The sequence below is a fragment of the Salipiger marinus genome, assembly GCF_900100085.1.
Taxonomy (GTDB): domain Bacteria; phylum Pseudomonadota; class Alphaproteobacteria; order Rhodobacterales; family Rhodobacteraceae; genus Salipiger; species Salipiger marinus.
In genome coordinates this window covers 100,005-118,254 of the sequence record NZ_FNEJ01000015.1, presented here as the reverse complement: position 1 = coordinate 118,254, position 18,250 = coordinate 100,005, and the positions used below count along the sequence as shown (strand labels likewise).

Below are 18,250 nucleotides of genomic sequence, written 5' to 3'. Positions count from 1 at the left end.
CGTGGCGATCAACAAGGACGAAGAGGCGCCGATCTTTCAGGTCGCCGATTTCGGCCTCGTCGGCGACCTGTTCCAGCTGGTCCCGGAGCTGACCCGGAAAATCTGATCGCCCGCAAAACGAAGGCCCGCTCCGGCGGGCTGACGCGTCGACCGCCGGCATCATGAATTATACATAACTCTGATTACACGCGAATTACCAGTAGCCGCAAAGCGATAATGTCATCCGTGAGCGATTCAGAAGTGTCACTCTCCTCGCAAATCGTGGTGAGGAAGAGCGGATATGGTATGGGTGATAATGAGCGAGCGCGAGTTGAACCGCGTGGAAGTGTTGGCCCAGGTGGAGGATGGTCGGCTGAGCGTCGAGAACGCGGCGAACATGCTGGGCCTGACATGAGGCAGATCTTCCGGCTGTTGCAGCGGTATCGTCGCGATGGCGTATCTGCGATCCGGCACAAGTCCCGTGGTCGCGCACCGAACACCCAAATCTATGCGGCCAAACGCGACTATGCTCTGAGCGTCATCAAGGAACAGTATCCGGACTTCGGGCCGACATTGGCAGCTGAGATGTTGGCCAAACTCACGGGGTCAAGGTCTCGCGTGAGACGGTGCGCAAGGGGATGGTTGAGGATGGCCTTTGGCTGTCCAGCAAACAGCGCCGCCAGTTTCATCAACCGCGCCTGCGCCGGGAATGCTTTGGCGAGTTGATCCAGATCCACGGCTCGGACCATCGCTGGTTCGAGGACCGCGCGTCGCCCTGCACATTTCTGGTCTTCATCGACGATGCGACCAGCACGTTGATGGAGCTGCGGTTTGTGAAGTCCGAAAGCACGTTCAGCTCCTTCGAGGCTCTGGAAAGCTACCTGCATAAGCCCGGACGACCGGTCGCGTTGCGCAGCGATAAACACGCCGTGTTCCGCGTGGCCAAGGAAGACGCCAAGGTCGGCGCGCGGATCACCCAGTTTGGTCGGGCGCTGAGCGAGCTGAACATCGAGATCCTCTGTGCCAATTCGAGCCAAGCCAAGGGTCGCGTCGAACGCGCCAGCCGGACGCTTCAGGATCGGCTTCTCAAAGATCTACGCCTCGCGGGCATTTCAGACATGGAGGCTGGAAACGCCTATTTGCAGGGGTTCAAAGAGCGTCACACCGCCAAGTTCGCCAAGGTCCCGGCCAAGCCGGACAACCTGCACCGCGCGCTCAATGTCGCGCCGGATCGTCTGGCAGATGTGCTGTGCTGGCTCGAGAACCGCTATGTCGGAAAGCAGCTCACCTTCTCCTATGAGCGCAAGCGGATCATGCTCGAAGAGAATGACATCACCCGCGGTCTGGTTGGCAAATACGTAGATACCTATGCCTTTGTGGATGGCCGCTTCGAGGTGCGTTCCAAAGGCCGCTCCCTGCCCTACAAAACTTTCGACATGGAACCGCGCGTGACCCACGCCGCCATCACCGAGAACAAGCACCTGAGCGCGGTTCTCGAACAAATCAAAGAGATGCAGGACGCCGCGCCGCCAAAGCCAAAGGTTTGGACAAACTCAGAGAAGATGGGCTATAAGCCGAACTGGCGGCGACCAGGCAGGCCATCCGGAACAGCGGGCAAGAAGATTGCACACACCGCAGAACAGAACAAAGATCAAGCCGGTCATGCGGGCGGCTTTCTACATATCCGTGCTTTTGGCGCTCGTATGTTTGGGTTTGATTGCCCTGAACCTTTACGACTTCTGGTATCGGCCGGACCTCCCATGGCGCGAAGGCGACCTTCGCACCCTCCTCACAACATGCATGGTGGGCGCTTTGATTTTCTCGGCAACATCACGGATCTTTTACAGGCTCTCAAACGCTTCCCGTTAGCCACCCCAAGGCTTTTCAGCCCTGCGATATTTGAGGTCTCCGGGCTGCAAAGCCTTGTTTCCGTTGCACTGCGGGTGACGCACCTGCTTTGCTAACCCGCTGACATTTCTGAAGGGCGTTTACATCGCCTGCCACCAGCCGAACAACCCGGCCCGCAGGCATCTGCCCGAACGCGGTCCCTGCTCGGGGGCCGCCCCCCCCAGACAACGGACGGGGCACAAACGGTTTTGACGGCGCTGCGCGGCGACCCTACCTTAGGGCAGAACGGGGACCGGCGCGCGCATGGGGTATCTGCGAGCGCTCGGGCCACTTTTTGCGCGCGGAGGGCTGGCCGATGCAGGCTGACATGGCTTTTGACCTGCATGATCGCCTGCGCGCGGCGCAGACCCCCCGGGCGCGGTGGTCGGTGCTGCGCGCGATCTTCGCCGAGGCGGGGCTCGCCACCTTCACCGCAGGCACCGGACGGCGCGAGGCGCTGGATGCGCTGTCGGTGCGGACCACCGCCTCCGCCGGGCTCATCGCGGATTATCTTGGCGCCAAGGCGGATCGCGAGGACCGCTGGATCCACCATTGCGCCAGCACCACCGCGCCGGACCATCTGGATGTCGTCTGCGGCCCGGCTGAAGGCCCGGCTGTGGCCGGGGAAAAACTGCGCGGCGTGCTGGCCGATCACGGCATCCGCCACGCCTGTCTGGTGCCCGTTTATGGCGGGCAGCGGCCCGGCGGCTTCGTGTTCTATGCCCATGACAGCGAGCAGAGCGCGCTTCTGACCTCTCCCGCAGGGCTGCGGCATCTCTGCGCGGTTGCCGCCATCGCAGGGGCCTACTGGCGCCCCGAGGATGATCTGCTGGCGGAGGAGGCCCCGGCGCCGGGCCGGTATCAGATGCTGTCCCCGCTGCCCGCGCGGGAACGCGAAACCCTGCTGTGGCTGGCGCGCGGGCTGCAGAGCGCGGAAATTGCGCATCGCATGGGAATAGAGCCGGTCACCGTGTCGAAACACCTGCAGGGCGCCCGGCTTCGGCTTGGGGCGCGGACGCGGGAACAGGCGGTGGCGATCGCGGTCCGTGACGGGCTTCTGCACCCCTGATTATCAAACTTGATACCTTGTCGGCGGCGCAGCCTGCGTGTTTCGCTGGGCGCATTCCTTATTGAAACAGGCGCGGTCCGGCAGGCCCGCCTGTGATTTTGAGTCCGGAGCACAGCATGGCGCATGTATTCGATTACCGAAACAGCAGCAGCGGCGTTCACGCCAACCTGAGTTATCTGTTTGTCCAGAACACAAGCTACACGGTGGCCAACAACCTGTTCTATCAGGATGGCGTCACCGCAGGCACCTACACGTATTTCGACGATTTTTATCAGCAGTGGGTGTCCTCCCCCACCTCTCAGGCCACCACCGGCGTGGTCAGCTTTGGCGTGATGGATCAGAGCAATTCCAGCGATGTCTATTTCCGGGATGCCTATGGCGACGATGTGCCGGACCGGTTTGACGAGAGCACGGAGTTCACCGGCATTTATGGCGGGCCGGATTACATCTGGGGCTATTTCCGCCTGTTTGGCATCGCGGCCCCGCAGCTGGACTGGGACAATACGGCGGTTGCGGCTGATCCCAACGTGGCCGCGCAGCAGTTTGATGCCAATATCGCTGCGTCTGCTGCGGATTATGCGGCCCAGCTGGATGCGGTTCTGGCAATGGTGGTCCAGAACCGCATCGAATATGTGGACTGGAACACTGGCCTGACCGCGGACGGACAGCCGACAGCGCCGCAGACTCCGGGCTTTGTCATGGAATATACGCCAAGCGCAGGATCCAGCCTGACCTATGGCGATTTCCTGAGCTATACGCAGGACAGTTTCGGGCGGACAGGGCTGGCAAGTCAGGGCGATGGCGACGGCGGTCTGGGTGGCATCTTTCGCGCCGATGAAACGGTCGAACTGCTGCTGACCGATCAGGCGGATCTGGTCAATGCCACGGAACTGAGCGCGGGCACCCTGATCCTTGATCTGGCGGGCGGCAACGATCTGGCGCAGCTTTTCTACGATGACAGCTACCTGCTGCCCGGGTTTCTGGATCTGGATGCCGGATCCGGCGATGACCAGATCTATCTGGGCGAATTCATGGATGCCGAGATCACGCTGGGCAGTGGCGATGACGTCATTTATCTGACTTACGGCTATTACGCCTCTGTCCCGCCTGTCACGCCGTTTCAGCACACCATTCGTGGCGGCGCGGGCAATGACGTCATTGTCGGCGGGCCTTCCCAGTCGGTGCTGACCGCCTTTGGCGGCGAAGGCCGGGACTGGATCTATGGCGGCGCCCATGCCGATGTGCTGGATGGTGGCAAGGGGGCGGATTACCTTTTCGGCTCCACCGGGGATGACACCTATCACGTCACCGAGTCTGACCGGATCGAGGAATATGCGGGCGAAGGGAGGGACACGGCCATTGCGGCGGGCAGCTTCACCCTGCAGCCCGAAGTTGAAAACCTGATCCTGACCGGCACCGGCAACACCAAGGGCACCGGCAACGCGTCAGCCAATCACATTACCGGCAATGCCGGGGCGAATGTGCTGAAAGGTGGCGGCGGCAATGACACGCTGGTGGGGGGTGCCGGAAATGACACTTACGTCACCGATGGCGGCGACCGGATCATCGAAAAAGCCGGGGACGGGATTGATACGGTGCGCGCCTCGGTGGGGTTCGCTTTGGGGGCCAATATTGAACACCTGATCCTGATCGGGACGGGCGACATCAACGGCACCGGCAATACACGCGCCAACAAGCTGACCGGCAATTCCGGTGCCAACGTCCTGAAAGGCGGCGAGGGCAATGACACGCTGACCGGCGGCGCGGGGCAGGATGCTTTTGTGTTCAACACCATGCCCGGCGCGGGCAATGTGGACCGCATCACCGATTTCGACGTGGCGCAGGATGTCATCCAGCTCAAGACCTCGGTCTTTGCCGGGCTGCCCCGGGGCGTGCTGAGCGAGGACGCCTTTGCCCAGAACGGGTCGGGCCGGGCCACGGAGGCGCAGCACCGCGTGATCCACGAGACCGACACCGGCAAGCTGTTCTATGACAGCGACGGGACCGGGGCGGCGGCGGCGGTACATTTCGCCACGGTGACGCGGGATCTGCTTGCGCTGACCAGCGAGGATTTTCTGCTGTTCTGACCGCTGCGTCCTTGCCGGGTTCCGGCAAGGACTTCGCCGCTGCGGGTTATGTCGCGGGGCCTGCAAAGAAAAAGCGGAGCATCTCGGCGCTGGCATCGGGGCCCTGCGGATCGGCATAGCTGCCCGCAGCATCGCCGCCGGACCACGCATGGCCCAGCCCCTCGATCCGCCAGTATTCCACCGCATCCGCCCCGCTGCTGTCAGAGGTGACGCGGCGCAGGAAGGCGCGGCCATTGGCGGTGCCCCGGTCTTCGCTCTGCAGGCTCTGGGCAGTCCCGCCATCCAGCGCCTGCTGTTCGATGCGGTCGCCGTTGGAGGGATGCACGGTGCTGTCGGCGCTGCCATGAAACACGATGGTGCGCGGAAGGGCCCCGACCGGATCGGCATCACTCCCCTGCCCGGCCATGGCGGCAAATGCCTGCGGCACGTCCTTGGCCGCGCCAACCGGCAGGCCGGAATGCGCGCCGACCCCGTGGAACAGATCCGGATAGCCCGCGCCAAGGATCATCGCCATCGCCGCCCCGGCGGACAGCCCCGCCACAAACACCCGGCTCTGCGGCACGCCATGCCGGGCGATCGCCTCGCGGGTCAGACCGGCAAGGATCGCAGGTTCGCCCCGGTCGCGCCGCTGGTCCCCCCGGCTGAACCAGTTCCAGCAGGACTGCGCGTTATCCCCCCGCGACTGCTGCGGGTAGATCACGACAAAGCCATGGGTTTCGGCCAGCGCGTTCATGCCGGTGCCAGCGGCGAAATCCTCTGGCGTCTGGGTGCAGCCGTGCAGCATCACCACAAGGCCGGTGACCCCGTCCCGCGCCGAGGCGGGCACATAGCTGCGATAGCGTCGCGTGCCCGCCGCACAGGTGAAGCTGCCTTCGGCAAAGCTTGCGCCATCGGGCAGGGCTGCGGCGGGGCTGGCGGGGCGGCCGGTCTGCTGGAACCGGGCGACCATGTCGGCCAGCGGGCTGGACAGCGTCTGCGGGCTGGCCCCGCCGCCAAGCCCCGAGGCAAGCCCGTGCCGCGCCAGCGTGCGGGTGACAAGATCGGTGGCGGCGTCGCGCCGCGCGGCGCGCGCGCCATGGATCGCCCGGCGCCCGGCGCCTGCGGTAAAGTCTGTCATCTGGTCCGTCCTTCTGAGGTGCCGTCAGCCGATACGATCAGCCAAGGCCTTCTTGATGTCCGCGGGCGCCTGAAGGGTGCCGAGAACGGTGATCGCGCCGATGGTGGCCCGGGCAAGTTCGGGCGTGACATCGGGGCTGATGCGGGCAAGGCCCACGACCTTGATATGCAGCACCTCGCCAGCGTCGCGGGCCTGCTCCAGCTCGGCGCGGCTGATGTCGCGCAGGCCAAGTTCCATGCTGTGCCGTTCGATGGACCGCTCCACCACCCCGCCATGGCTGTCGAGCTGCCGGCGGATCGCGGTGCGGATAAAATCGCTGCGGTTCGAGTAGAAGCCCTCCTGCACCAGCAGGTCGATACGGCCAAGATCGACAAACCCCAGATTGAGGGTAAGTTTTTCGCTGTCGGGATGTCTGTCGCGGATCTGGCTGACGCTGCCCATCTTGGTTCTCCATCTGTATGGATGGTATATGGATGGTAAATGCTCGCATGCAAGCCCCGGACCGGCGATCCCGGGCGTGACCCTGCGTCCGGCGCGGCAGCACTGGCCGGAGGGGGCGGTCAGTCCAGCAGGTCCAGCAGCTTGTAAAGCTGGGTCGCCCCCACGATGCCCAGCGATTTCAGCGCGCCCCCCGGCAGGCGCGGCGCCGGGCCGCGCGGCACCTCGATCCCGTCGAGCCCCGCCCCGGACAGCATGGCGCGCGCCAGCAGGCCGCCATAGCTGGTGGCCATCGCCACGCCGCGCCCGCAATAGCCATAGGCGGCCCAGAGACCGGGTTCGGGTTCGTCGATATGCGGCAGGAAATCCTTGGTCATCGCGACGCGGCCCGCCCAGCGATGGCTGATCCCCACCCCGGCAAGCTGCGGATAGATGCTGAGCAGCGCGCGGTGGACATGGTCGAAATCGGCGGCGCTGCGCGGCCCGTGAAGCAGACCGCGCGTGCCGAACAGAATGCGGTTGTCGCGCTCGCGGTGCCAGTAATACAGGATGCGGCGGCTGTCGGAGGCGGTCTGCTGCCCCGGCAGGATCTGCGCGGCCAGATCGGCGGGCAGCGGGTCGGTGGCGATCATGTGGGTGTGGATGGTCGCGATCGACCGCTCCACCCGGGGTTCCAGCCCCTCGACATAGGCATTGGCCGCGATCAGCACCCGGTCGGCGCGCACCGTGCCCCGGGTCGTGCGCAGATCCCAAAGCCCGCCCTGCCGGGTCACCGACAGCACCTCCGTCTCGCCATGGACCTTGGCGCCAAGGCTGATGGCGCCACGGGCAAGGCCGCGCGCATAGGACAGCGGATGCAGCGCGCCGCAGGCATGGTCGATCATGCCGCCGACATAGGCGTCCGAACCCAGCATCCGCGCCACCGCGTCGCGGTCCAGCAGCTCCAGCCCGGTGGTGCCGTCGGCGGTCCAGCTGCGGTGCCGCTCCTTGGTCCGCGCGAGCCCCGCGGCGTTATGCGCGGGCAGCAGCCAGCCGGTGCGGCGCAGGTCGCAGGCGATGCCGAAGCGGTCGACCATGTCATAGACCGAGGCCGCGGTCCGGTCGCCGAACCCCGCCATGGCCCTGCCCCGCGTTTCCCCGAAGGCGCGCACCAGATCGCTGCGGCTGGACTTGAAGCCGCGGATCACCGATCCGGAATTGCGCCCCGATCCGCCCCAGCCGACAAAGCCGCCCTCCAGCACGCGCACGTTCAGCCCCTGTTCCGCCAGACCCACGGCGCAGGCAAGCCCGGTATAGCCTGCGCCGACGATGGCCACATCGCAGCGCGCATCGCCGTCAAGCGGCGTGGCGGGATCCGGCTCTTCGGCGGTGTCCAGCCAGTAGGACGGAAAGCGGGCAAGGCAGTCGGACTGATACCTCATGAGCGTGCTCCAAGCGCATCCGCCGACCGCGTCTCGTGCAGGCGCACGGTGGTGGCGTAATGGTAGTTGAGTTCGGCCTTGGCAGTGTCCGCGTCACGGCGCAGCAGCGCGGCATGAATGCGGCAGTGATCGGCATAGGCCGCCTGCGGGCCGTTGTCCTTGTCCAGCTCGTTGGACCGGATCAGCCGGGCGCGGTTGATGATCGTCTCGGTTTCGCGCAGCAGCATGTCATTGCCCGACAGCCGCGCCAGCGCGAGATGGAACCGCGCATCCAGATCGGAAAACTCGCCCCGGCTGGCATTGCCCAGCACCGCCTTCTGCGCGGCAAGCTCGGCGCCAAGCGCCGCGATCCCGGCATCATCGGCGCGCAGGATGGCGAATTCCACCGACAGATGCTCCAGCGCCGCGCGCATGCGGTAGGTCACCAGAATTTCGTCGTAGCTGTAATTGCGCACCGCGTATTTGCGGCCGATCCGCTCTACCAGACCTTCGGTTTCAAGCCGTTTCAGCGCGTCGCGCGCGGGCGCGCGGCTGGCCCCGAACCAGCTGGCCACGTCTTCCTCGCGCAGCGGATCGCCCATCCGGAACCGGTGGTGCAGGATGCCCGATTTCAGGCCCTGATAGACGGCTTCACCCCGGCTGAGCCCGTCGCCCGCAGCGGGCGCATCGGGGGCGGAAGGCGGGATGTCGGGTGGTCCCGGCATGGGTCTCTCCTGCGGTGCTGCGCAATTTCAGTATACATAAATTCCAAAACGTCAACGCAGGAGTCGGAGCCTGCCCGATTTTCATTCTGCGGGCTCTTGAGGGGAATCCCAGTGCTTTGTCGTGTTTTGCCTGCCTAAACCCGGTCAGAAAGCACCCTTTGCGCGGCGAAAATGATCCTCCGCCCCGGTGCAGCGCATTTTTTGATTGGCAGACCGGCTTTCCTCAGGCCACATTCCGTATACTGAAATGCGAGTCGCCCGACTCGGCACGCAAGGACACGGCCCCATGAAGAAGATGCGTCTTGGTCTTTCGATGCGGTATCACGGCTACCACGTCGCCGCGTGGCGCCATCCCGATTACGTGCCCGGCTGCAACGTCGATTTTCGCAGCTACCGCGACATCGCCCGCGCCGCCGAAGCCGAAAAGCTGGACATGATCTTTTTCGCCGATGGCGTTGCCGTGCGCGGCACCGACCAGCCCGAGGGCGCGCTGAGCCATGACATGCGCAATGCCGAGCTTGAACCGCTGACCCTGCTGGCGGCGCTGGCGGGCAGCACCGATCACATCGGGCTCGTGGCCACCGCCTCCACCACCTATAACGAACCCTTTCACATCGCGCGCAAATACGCCTCGCTGGACCATATCTCGGGCGGGCGCGCGGGCTGGAACGTGGTCACGTCTTGGTCGGATCAGGAGGCGCTGAATTTCAACCGCACCGAGAACCTGCCGCGCGAGGCGCGTTATGGCCGCGCCGCCGAATTTGTCGAGGTGGTGAAGGGGCTGTGGAACAGCTGGGACGCGGACGCCTTCACCCATGACAAGGCAAGCGGCCAGTTCTACGATCCGGATAAGCTGCATGTGCTGGACCATCGCGGCCCGCATTTTCAGGTGCGCGGCCCGCTCAATTCCTGCCGCACGCCGCAGGGCCGTCCGCTGATCGTACAGGCGGGGGCATCGAACCAAGGCCGCGACATCGCCGCCGAACATGCCGATGTGGTCTATTCCGTGTCGCAGACGGTAGAGGAGGCGCGGGCGTTTTATGCCGATCTGAAGGCGCGGGCGGCCGAATTCGGGCGCTTGGACAACGCGCCGCTGATCATGCCCGGCATCACCATCTATACTGGCGCGACGCAGGCCGAGGCGCAGGCGCGGTTTGACGAGCTTCAGGCGCTGATCGACCCGCTGGCCGGGCTCAACATCCTTTACACCTTCTGCGGTGACCTCTCCGGCCATGACCTTGACGGGCCGCTGCCCGAACATCTGTTCGAGGGCCGGATCACCATCGGCAGCGGGCTTCTGGCCAAGGCCAAGGCCGAAAACCTGACCATCCGCCAGCTTTATGAAAGCGCCGCGGCGGGCTTTACCGGGCGCTACATCATCGGCACCGCCGAAACCGTCGTGGACGACCTGCAGCACTGGTTCGAAACCGGCGCGGCGGACGGGTTCAACATCTGTCCGCCGATCCTGCCACAGGGCATGGCGGACATGAGCCGCTTCATCTTGCCCGAACTGCGCAGGCGCGGGCTGTTCCGCACGGACTACGAAGGGGCCACGCTGCGCCAGAACCTCGGCCTCGGCTGAGGCCCGCCCTGCCGGAGGCGCGCCCCCCGGCAGCACGACCATCAAAAAAGGCCGCAAGGGCCAGCAACCAACAGGGAACCTGCCATGACCAACCAGATCTCGCGCCGCCGCGTGTTGCAGGGCATCAGCGCCCTGCCCCTCGCCGGATCCTTTTCGCTGTCGCCCCGCGCCGCACTGGCGCAGTCGACCACGCTGACCGCCGCGATCACCGGCTACAACGTCATCAACTCGCTTGACCCCGCCAAGGCGTCGCTGATCCCCGAATTCTACGTCATCTGGGGCGTGTTCAACGGGCTCATGACCTTTGACGACGAGATGAACATCGTGCCCGACCTTGCCGAGACGGTGACGCCGCTGGAGGGGGGCGGCTATGAATTCACGCTGAAACCGGGGGTGAAATTCCACGACGGCAGCGAACTGACCGCCGAAGATGTCAAATTCACCTTCGACCGGGTGATGGCGGCAGAGACCGCCTCGCCGAACGCGGGCAAGCTGGCCAAGGTCAAATCGGTCGAGGTGGTGGATCCGCTGACCCTGCGCATCCTGACTGACGGTCCCTATGCGCCGCTGCTGACCTTTCTCACCAATGCGCGCACCGGCACGCAGATCATCTCCAAGGCGGCGTTCGAATCCATGGGCGAAGAGGCCTATTCGCGCATGCCGGTGGGCACCGGTGCCTACAAGGTCACCGACTGGCGCTCTGGCGAGGGGCTGACCCTGACCGCGCATTCCGAGTATTTCGAGGGCGCGCCGACCTTCGAGACCATCGAGGTGCCGCTGATCGCCGAGGAAGCCTCTGGCGTGACGGCGCTGCAGGGCGGGCAGATCGACATGACCTCGACCGCCCCCGCCGCCGACGTGTCGGTGCTGATGAAGGACGATGCCATCAAGGTGCTGCGCCAGCCCGGGCTCAACACCCGCTTCATCTCGGTCAATCTCAGAAAGGCGCCTTTCGACGACATCCATGTCCGCCGCGCCTTCTCCATGGCCTTCCAGCGCGAGGCGATGGTGCAGGCGGTGATCTTTGGCGAAGGGGTGACGGCGCAGGGGCTGCTGCCGCCGCAGCTTGCAGCCTATTATTCCGAAGAGCCGCGCCCCTACATGAGCTATGATCCAGAGGCGGCCAAGGCAGAGATGGCCAAGGCCAAATACAAGCCCGAAGAGATCGAGATCGGCGTGATCACATGGTCCGGCGGCTGGTGGAAACGGTTTGCCGAGATCTTTGTGGCACAGGTCAACCAGACGCTTGGCACCAAGCTGACGGTCGAGGTCACCGATGCCAACACCGCCTATGCGCGGCAGAAATCCGGCGATTTCGAAGCGGGCGTCTGGGGATGGCTGGGCATGGTCGATGCCGACGAATATGTGGGCGACATCCTGACCACCACCGGCTGGCGCAATTTTCAGGGCTATTCCAACCCCGAGGTGGACGCGCTGGCGGCGCAGGGCCTTGCTGAGACCGATCCCGCCAAGCGCCCGGACTTCTACAAGAAGGCCGAGGCCATCGCGATGGAAGAAATGGCGGTGATCCCCTGCTTCTGCTCCAACATCCACAATCTGCTGCGCGCCGATCTGGAGGGGTTCGTGCAAAGACCCTATTCCAATTTCGCCGACCAGTTCCGCAGCATGAAGCTGGGCTAAGCAGGCATGTCCGACCTGCTTGGCACGCAGCCAAAGGCCTCCAGCCTCAGCGACCGCTGGGGGCCCGTCGCGCTTTATCTTCTCAAGCGGCTGCTGAGCGGGGGGCTGGTGCTGCTGGCGGGCACCGCGGCGGTGTTCTTTACCATTCAGGCGGCGCCGGGCGATCCGGCGCTGGCCGCACTTGGCGAACAGGCGACCCCCGAAGCCATCGCGGCCTTTCGCGCCGAATACGGGCTCGATGCGCCGCTGATGGCGCAGTATCTGCGCTGGCTCCTTGGCTTCTTCCAGGGCGATCTGGGCCAGTCGCTGGCGGTGGCGCGCGGCATGCCCGTGGGTGAGTTGGTGCTGCAGAAGCTGCCCGCGACCGTCTTTGTGGGGCTTTTCGCGCTGTTTCTTGCCGTGGTGCTGTCGCTGGTGCTGGGCACGCTTGCCGCGCTCAACCGGGGCAAGGCCACCGACACCATCGCCACCTCCATCGCCGTCTTCGGCATCTCCATGCCGGATTTCTGGATGAGCTATGTGCTGATCTTCGGCCTGTCGCTGGGGCTGGGGCTGTTTCCGGCCTTCGGCTATGTGGCGCCCGGCGACAGCCTGCTGGGGGCGCTGCACGCGGCGTTCCTGCCCGCGCTCGCCATTGCCGCGCCTATGGCGGCGGTCTTTGCCCGCACCCTGCGCGCGGTGCTGATCGAGACCCTGTCAAAGCCCTATGTCACCGCCGCGCGTTCCTTCGGGCTGCCGCGCCCGTTCGTGATCCTGCATTTTGCGCTGCGCAACGCGATGGTGCCCTATCTGACCATCGTGGGGCTGCAGATCCGCTACATCCTTGGCGGCGTGGTGGTGGTGGAGCGGATTTTCGGCATTCCCGGCATCGGCTCGCTGATGGTCGATGGCGCCTTTGCCCGCGACTATACCGTGCTGCAGGCCTGCACCGTGGTGTTTCTTGTCATCGTGCTGGTGGTCAACATCGCCGTCGACATGATCTGCGCCCTGCTCGATCCCAAACAGACCGTGAGATGAAAGCCCCCGCATGACCTCTTTCCGCCGTTTCATGCAGAACCGCACCGGCATGGTCGGCCTGCTTATCGTGCTGATCGTGGCCTTGGCGGTGCTGATCGGCCCGGCCCTGATCCCCTATGGCCCCGAGGACATGGATTTTATGGCCATCCTTGCCCCGCCAAGCCTTGCCCATCCCTTTGGCACAGACAGTTTCGGGCGCGACGTGCTGTCGCGCGTGCTGCTGGGGGGACGGGTGTCGCTGACCATCAGCTTCGCGGCCATCCTTGTGGCGGCGGTGCTGGGTTCGTGGATCGGGATCCTGTCGGGCTATCACCTTGGCTGGACCGATGGCGTGCTGATGCGGATCATGGATCTGCTCTTTGCCTTCCCCAGCTTCATCCTTGCCATGCTGCTGATGGTGCTGTTCGGCTTTTCTTCGGTGAACATCATCGCCGCGATCGCGCTGGTCTATCTGCCGATCTTTGCCCGCATCGCCCGCAACACCACGCTGCTGATCCGCGAAGAGCCGTTCATTCAGGCCTCGCGCCTGATGGGCCGCCGCCCTTCGGCGATCATGCTGACCGAAATCCTGCCCAACATCTCGGCGCCGATCCTCGTGCAGGCCTCGGTGGGGCTGGCCTTTGCGATCATTCTGGAAGCCGGGCTCAGCTTCATCGGGCTGGGCGTGCAGCCCCCCACCCCGTCGCTGGGCGGCATCATGTCCGACGGGCGGGAATATTTCTCGCGCGCGCCATGGGTGCTGACCATGAGCGGCATGGCCATTTCCGTGGCCCTGCTGGGGATCAACCTTCTGGGCGACGGGCTGCGGGATCTGACCGACCCCAAGCTGCGCGAAAGGGCCTGAGCCATGTCTGTTCCCCTGCTCGACATCAAGGGCCTGCGCGTGGGCTTTGGCCGTGGCGCCTATCGCAAGGAGGTTCTGCACGGCGTCGACCTGCATCTGCAGCGGGGCGAGACGCTGGGGATCATCGGTGAATCCGGCTCCGGCAAGACGATGACCGGCATGGCGCTGCTGCGGCTGCTGCCCGACACGGCGCAGGTCGCGCAGGAGGCGATGCTGTTTGACGGCACACCGCTGCACGACCTTGACGAGACCGCATTTGGCGCGCTGCGCGGCGTGCGGATGGCGATGATCTTTCAGGACCCGGTGGGCTCGTTCAACCCGGCCAAGCGCATCGGCTGGCATTTCCGGCAGGTGATGAAGCGCGCCGAAACGGCGGCAGGTGGCGTGCAGCCCACCGGCGATTACCGCGCCCGTGCCGTGGCGCTGATGCAGGAGGTCGGCATCCGCCGCGCCGAGGACTCGGTGGATCTTTATCCGCATCAGCTGTCGGGCGGCATGCTGCAGCGGGCGCTGATTGCGCTGGTGCTGGCGCTGGAACCCGATCTGATCGTCGCCGACGAGCCCACTACCAATCTCGACAAGGTGGTCGAACATCAGATCCTGACGCTGTTCAAGCAGATCCAGCGGCGGCTGAACGCGGGCATGATCTTTGTCACCCATGACATGGCCGTGGCCGCCTCGCTATGTGACCGGATCGCGGTGATGCGGGAGGGCGAAGTGCTGGAGGTGGCCGAGGCGCAGAGGCTGTTCGATGATCCGCAGCACGATTACACCAAGCTGCTGATCGCCACGGCGCGCAAGCTGGCCAGCCCCGCCGCCCCCCGGGGCGAGCCCGGGCGGGACAAGCCGCCGCTGATGCAGATCCGCAACCTGTCGCTGGTGTTTCCGCCATCCGGGCCGCGCCCCGCCTTCCGCGCGCTTGACGACATCACGCTAGACATCCGGCAGGGAGAGGTGATCGGCCTTGTCGGCGAATCCGGCTCTGGCAAGACCACGCTGGGGCGCGCGCTGCTGCGGCTTTATCGTCCCAGCGGCGGCACGCTGCTGTTTCGCGGCGAGGACATCACCCGCGCCTCGGACCGGGCGCTGCGTCCGGTCCGGCGGGAGCTGCAGATGGTGTTTCAGGATCCCGGCGGGTCGTTCAACCCGCGCAAGCTGATGAAGGACTCGCTGGCCGAGGCGCTGCGGGCTGCGGGCGTGACCTCCTCGCGCGAGATCGCCGCCCGGACCGCCGCGCTGCTGGAAAGGGTGCAGCTGGCGCCGGAGCATGGCGAGCGGTATCCGCATGAACTCTCGGGCGGGCAGCTGCAGCGCGTCGCCATCGCCCGCGCCGTGGCGCTTGATCCCGCGCTGATCGTGGCGGACGAGGCGGTGTCCAAGCTTGACGTGTCGGTGCGCGCCGGGGTGCTGGATCTGTTCCGCGACATCCAGCGCGAAAAGCAGCTGTCGATGGTGTTCATCACCCATGACCTCGAAGTGGCGCGCTACATGTGCGACCGTATCGCCGTGCTTTATCACGGCAGGCTTCTGGAACTGGGACCGACCGAGCGGGTCTTTGACAGCCCGTCCAGCGACTACACCCGCACATTGCTGGAAACGCTGGACTATTCCTTGGGCGGGCGAAACTTTGGACAGGCCGGTTACGGCGGAACGGGCACGGAGCGCGCGCATGCGGATTAACTATATCGACGCCTCGGAGATGATGGCCGACCTGCTGGCCGAACTGCCGCCGGATCCGCGCATCTCGGTGCATGTGGGCGACCCCGACGAGGAGGCGCTGGTGGCGCTGGCCCACGAGGCGGAGGTGATCCTCAACGGCCATACAAGCATGGGGGCCGCGCTGCTGGCCCGTCTGCCCGCGCTGCGCAGGATCGTCTTTCTGGGCACCGGCGCCAGTTCCTATATCGACCTTGAAGCGGCGGCGGCGCGGGGCATTACCGTGGATACGGTCAGCGGCTATGGCGACCGGTCGGTGGCAGAAATGGCGCTGGCGCTGATGCTCGACTGCGCGCGGCGGGTGACGCAGATGGACCGTGACCTGCGCGCGGGCCAGTGGGACCCGCGCGAGGGCATGCTGCTGCAGGGCCGTCGGCTGGGGCTGATCGGCTTCGGCGGCATCGGGGCGGAAATGGCGCGGATCGGGCGTGCGCTTGGCATGGATCTGGCGATCTGGAACCGATCCGAGATTGCCGAAGACTGGCGCGGCTTCCAGATGCCGCTGCCGGAGGTTCTGTCCGGGTCAGACGTGATCTCGCTGCATCTGGCGCTGACGCCGCAGACCCGTGGCCTGCTGGGGCAGGAGGCCTTTGCGGCGATGAAGCCGGGCGCGATCTTCGTCAACACCGCGCGGGGCGCGCTGGTGGACGAGTCGGCGCTGATCGCGGCGCTCCGCTCCGGGCATCTGGCGCAGGCCGGGCTCGACGTGTTCGAGACAGAGCCGCTGCCGCCCGGCTCGCCGCTGCTCGGCTGTCCCAACCTCGTGCTCAGCGCCCATGCCGGGTTCAAGACCCGCGATGCCGCACGGGCGCTGCTGCAGAAGGCGCTGGCGAAGATCGGCTAGGCGCTACCGGGCAAAGGCCGCGTCGACCCGGTCGGCCAGATCCGCGAGCGAGGTCACATGCAGGTCGGGCGTGGTCACGGTGGCAGGCGTGGGCGTGCCGCCAAAGCCCTGCTGGCCATGGCGCCGCTCGACCCAGCAGGTCTTGTAGCCCAGCGATTTGGCCACGCCGATGTCATGGTGCTGGCTTTGCGCCACATGCAGGGTTTCGTCCTGCGTGAAGCCAAAGGCGGACTGGCGGCCCCGGGTGTAGTCAAAGAACCGCGGATCAGGCTTGGCGCAGAGCGCCTCGTCGCAGGTCACCGCGTCGTGGAATGGCAGACCCAAGCTGTGGGCATAGGAGCTATAGGCGACGCGGTCGGCATTGGTCATCGCCACCAGCCGGTAATGGCGGCGCAGCCGGGCCAGCGCTTCGACCGAATCCGGAAAGACCGGCAGGCGCAGGATGGCCGCCTGAAACCCGGTGGCCGCCGCCTCCGTCGCCTCCAGATCCAGCTGCGCGGCCACATGGCGGTAGACATCGCCAAACGCCTCGCTGGTGCGGCCATGGTGGCGGTCCCGCGCCTCTACATAGGCGGCAAAGATGGTGTCGTCGTCGCAGCGGGCGGCCTTGGCCCCGCCGAAGGCGCGGATGCCGTCCAGCACGCCGCGTTCGAAATCGATGCAGGTGCCGACGATGTCGAAGCTCAGAAGTTTGAAACGGGTCAGGTCCATGATCGGCTCCTTTGCGGACAGGCTCTGGCCGATCCTGCGCCGGGGGGCCGGTTTCGCCAATGGACAAATGCTTGGGCCATTCATAACCTGACATCATGACCGGACTTCGCCGCAAGCTGCCCTCCTCTCATGCGCTGTTCGTGTTCGAAGCGGCGGCGCGGCACGAGAATTTTTCGCGCGCGGCGGCGGAACTGAACGTCACCCAGCCCGCCGTCAGCCGCACCATCGCCACGCTGGAGGCGCATCTGGGCACCGCGCTGTTCCGGCGCGGCAAGACCGGGGCGCGGCTGACGGCAGAGGGGCTGCGGCTGCGCCATGTCGTCTCTGGCGCCTTTGCCGAGATCGGCGCAGAGCTTGACGCGCTGGCCCGGCGCGGGGGCGGCAAGATCCCGATCACCCTGTCCGTCTCCACCGCCTTTACCGCGCATTGGCTGATGCCCCGGATCGACCGTCTGCACGCGGTCTTCCCTCAGGTGGATCTGCGGTTCCAGATGATCCCCGGCCCGGTGGATGGCCCGCCCGATGAGGTTGATCTGGCCATGCGCTATCTGACCGCCGACCCCGGTGCGGCCTGTTTCGTGATGCAGGAGGCGCATGTGCCGGTCTGCATTCCGGCGCTTGTCGATCAGGCCCGGCGCGGCGAGGTGCCGCGCCTGCTGCTGGAGGCTGCAGGCACGGCGGCGCGGGCCGGCCCCAGCCTGAGCTTTCCCGATTATGCCATCGTGCTGCAGGGGGCGATGATCGGCCAGGGCGTGGCGGACGGATGGATCAACATCGTGGCGCACTGGCTGTGCGAGGGGCATCTGCTGCCCTGCGCCGACGCGCTGACGCTGGGCGCGCGCGACTGCTACCTGCTCAACCGTGCGCCGCCGGAACGCCGCGCCACGGCGGATCTGCTGGCGGCGTGGATCACGGCGGAACTGCATGCGGATCTGGCGCGGCTGGACGGGATCTTTCCCGCGCTGGGGATCGGGGCCCTGCGCCACCCGCGCCCGGCCCTTGCGGCGCAGGCCGCGCCCCCCGCGCCCGGCGTCTTGCAAGGCGGCGATGCGATGGATGATTGACGTAAGTCAACATACCTCATAGCCTATCAATCGGGAGGCCTGCCGCACCGGAGGAAGACGCATGACGCAAGCCATGTCGCGGGTGTGCGAGGCGATGATCGACGTATGGCGGGCACCGGGCTGACCGGC

The 18,250-nt window shown here is 65.7% G+C and carries 14 protein-coding genes and 2 pseudogenes; 11 read left to right on the top strand and 5 right to left on the bottom strand.

Features of this window, described 5'->3' with window-relative positions:
• The 4 genes and pseudogenes from BLR51_RS27185 to BLR51_RS17230 form a co-directional block, all read left to right on the top strand.
• A pseudogene (locus tag BLR51_RS27185) lies at positions 1–106 on the top strand (electron transfer flavoprotein subunit alpha/FixB family protein); the annotation flags it as partial.
• A gap of 174 nt (positions 107–280) precedes the next feature.
• A pseudogene (locus BLR51_RS17240) lies at positions 281–1,577 on the top strand (ISNCY family transposase); the annotation flags it as partial.
• 605 nt (positions 1,578–2,182) lie between these two features.
• Positions 2,183–2,935, top strand: a complete 753-nt coding sequence (locus tag BLR51_RS17235; RefSeq protein ID WP_089849283.1) for a helix-turn-helix transcriptional regulator — start codon at positions 2,183–2,185, stop codon at positions 2,933–2,935.
• Between the two features lie 116 nt (positions 2,936–3,051).
• Positions 3,052–5,022: a calcium-binding protein gene (locus tag BLR51_RS17230; protein ID WP_089849281.1), complete on the top strand. Its 1,971-nt coding sequence runs from the start codon at positions 3,052–3,054 to the stop codon at positions 5,020–5,022.
• Between the two features lie 46 nt (positions 5,023–5,068).
• Here the strand turns inward: BLR51_RS17230 and BLR51_RS17225 are convergent, their stop codons facing one another.
• From BLR51_RS17225 to BLR51_RS17210, 4 genes are all read right to left on the bottom strand, one after another.
• Positions 5,069–6,139 (bottom strand): extracellular catalytic domain type 1 short-chain-length polyhydroxyalkanoate depolymerase, encoded by a 1,071-nt coding sequence (locus BLR51_RS17225; RefSeq protein WP_089849279.1) that lies wholly within the window; start codon positions 6,137–6,139, stop codon positions 5,069–5,071.
• A 24-nt stretch (positions 6,140–6,163) separates the two neighbouring features.
• Positions 6,164–6,580 (bottom strand): ribbon-helix-helix domain-containing protein, encoded by a 417-nt coding sequence (locus BLR51_RS17220; RefSeq protein ID WP_089849277.1) that lies wholly within the window; start codon positions 6,578–6,580, stop codon positions 6,164–6,166.
• 119 nt (positions 6,581–6,699) lie between these two features.
• Positions 6,700–7,998 (bottom strand): NAD(P)/FAD-dependent oxidoreductase, encoded by a 1,299-nt coding sequence (locus BLR51_RS17215; protein ID WP_089849275.1) that lies wholly within the window; start codon positions 7,996–7,998, stop codon positions 6,700–6,702.
• Complete coding sequence (locus tag BLR51_RS17210) at positions 7,995–8,702, bottom strand: GntR family transcriptional regulator (RefSeq protein WP_089849273.1); 708 nt, start codon at positions 8,700–8,702, stop codon at positions 7,995–7,997. The genes BLR51_RS17215 and BLR51_RS17210 overlap by 4 nt, the downstream gene beginning before the upstream one ends.
• Positions 8,703–8,988: 286 nt before the next feature.
• On the opposite strand from BLR51_RS17210, the gene BLR51_RS17205 reads away from it, so the two are divergent.
• The 6 genes from BLR51_RS17205 to BLR51_RS17180 all read left to right on the top strand — a co-directional run bounded on the left by BLR51_RS17205 (position 8,989) and on the right by BLR51_RS17180 (position 16,346).
• Positions 8,989–10,284, top strand: coding sequence for an LLM class flavin-dependent oxidoreductase (locus tag BLR51_RS17205; RefSeq protein ID WP_089849271.1), 1,296 nt, complete (start codon positions 8,989–8,991; stop codon positions 10,282–10,284).
• An 84-nt stretch (positions 10,285–10,368) separates the two neighbouring features.
• Complete coding sequence (locus tag BLR51_RS17200) at positions 10,369–11,925, top strand: ABC transporter substrate-binding protein (protein ID WP_089849268.1); 1,557 nt, start codon at positions 10,369–10,371, stop codon at positions 11,923–11,925.
• A 6-nt stretch (positions 11,926–11,931) separates the two neighbouring features.
• Positions 11,932–12,942 carry an ABC transporter permease gene (locus BLR51_RS17195; RefSeq protein ID WP_089849266.1) on the top strand — a complete coding sequence of 337 codons (1,011 nt, stop codon included), beginning with the start codon at positions 11,932–11,934 and terminating at the stop codon, positions 12,940–12,942.
• A 10-nt stretch (positions 12,943–12,952) separates the two neighbouring features.
• Entirely contained in the window at positions 12,953–13,786 is an 834-nt protein-coding gene (locus BLR51_RS17190) for an ABC transporter permease (RefSeq protein WP_089849264.1), read from the top strand.
• A 3-nt stretch (positions 13,787–13,789) separates the two neighbouring features.
• Complete coding sequence (locus BLR51_RS17185; protein ID WP_089849262.1) at positions 13,790–15,466, top strand: dipeptide ABC transporter ATP-binding protein; 1,677 nt, start codon at positions 13,790–13,792, stop codon at positions 15,464–15,466.
• Positions 15,456–16,346 carry a 2-hydroxyacid dehydrogenase gene (locus BLR51_RS17180; protein ID WP_089849259.1) on the top strand — a complete coding sequence of 297 codons (891 nt, stop codon included), beginning with the start codon at positions 15,456–15,458 and terminating at the stop codon, positions 16,344–16,346. Before BLR51_RS17185 ends, BLR51_RS17180 begins: the two co-directional genes overlap by 11 nt.
• Positions 16,347–16,349: 3 nt before the next feature.
• Here BLR51_RS17180 and BLR51_RS17175 read toward each other — a convergent pair whose 3' ends face one another.
• Positions 16,350–17,057, bottom strand: a complete 708-nt coding sequence (locus BLR51_RS17175) for an HAD-IA family hydrolase (RefSeq protein ID WP_089849257.1) — start codon at positions 17,055–17,057, stop codon at positions 16,350–16,352.
• Between the two features lie 95 nt (positions 17,058–17,152).
• Between BLR51_RS17175 and BLR51_RS17170 the strand changes: the two genes are divergently transcribed.
• Complete coding sequence (locus tag BLR51_RS17170) at positions 17,153–18,121, top strand: LysR family transcriptional regulator (protein ID WP_089849255.1); 969 nt, start codon at positions 17,153–17,155, stop codon at positions 18,119–18,121.
• The last annotated feature ends 129 nt before the right edge of the window (positions 18,122–18,250 follow it).

Bases quoted from the DNA above. Each gene is read 5' to 3' on its own strand.
- BLR51_RS17175 (WP_089849257.1), bottom strand. From the start codon at position 17,057: ATGGACCTGACCCGTTTCAAACTTCTGAGCTTCGACATCGTCGGCACC.
- BLR51_RS17195 (WP_089849266.1), top strand. From the start codon at position 11,932: ATGTCCGACCTGCTTGGCACGCAGCCAAAGGCCTCCAGCCTCAGCGAC.
- BLR51_RS17210 (WP_089849273.1), bottom strand. From the start codon at position 8,702: ATGCCGGGACCACCCGACATCCCGCCTTCCGCCCCCGATGCGCCCGCT.
- BLR51_RS17205 (WP_089849271.1), top strand. From the start codon at position 8,989: ATGAAGAAGATGCGTCTTGGTCTTTCGATGCGGTATCACGGCTACCAC.
- BLR51_RS17180 (WP_089849259.1), top strand. From the start codon at position 15,456: ATGCGGATTAACTATATCGACGCCTCGGAGATGATGGCCGACCTGCTG.
- BLR51_RS17220 (WP_089849277.1), bottom strand. From the start codon at position 6,580: ATGGGCAGCGTCAGCCAGATCCGCGACAGACATCCCGACAGCGAAAAA.
- BLR51_RS17215 (WP_089849275.1), bottom strand. From the start codon at position 7,998: ATGAGGTATCAGTCCGACTGCCTTGCCCGCTTTCCGTCCTACTGGCTG.
- BLR51_RS17225 (WP_089849279.1), bottom strand. From the start codon at position 6,139: ATGACAGACTTTACCGCAGGCGCCGGGCGCCGGGCGATCCATGGCGCG.
- BLR51_RS17230 (WP_089849281.1), top strand. From the start codon at position 3,052: ATGGCGCATGTATTCGATTACCGAAACAGCAGCAGCGGCGTTCACGCC.
- BLR51_RS17190 (WP_089849264.1), top strand. From the start codon at position 12,953: ATGACCTCTTTCCGCCGTTTCATGCAGAACCGCACCGGCATGGTCGGC.
- BLR51_RS17200 (WP_089849268.1), top strand. From the start codon at position 10,369: ATGACCAACCAGATCTCGCGCCGCCGCGTGTTGCAGGGCATCAGCGCC.
- BLR51_RS17235 (WP_089849283.1), top strand. From the start codon at position 2,183: ATGCAGGCTGACATGGCTTTTGACCTGCATGATCGCCTGCGCGCGGCG.
- BLR51_RS17170 (WP_089849255.1), top strand. From the start codon at position 17,153: ATGACCGGACTTCGCCGCAAGCTGCCCTCCTCTCATGCGCTGTTCGTG.
- BLR51_RS17185 (WP_089849262.1), top strand. From the start codon at position 13,790: ATGTCTGTTCCCCTGCTCGACATCAAGGGCCTGCGCGTGGGCTTTGGC.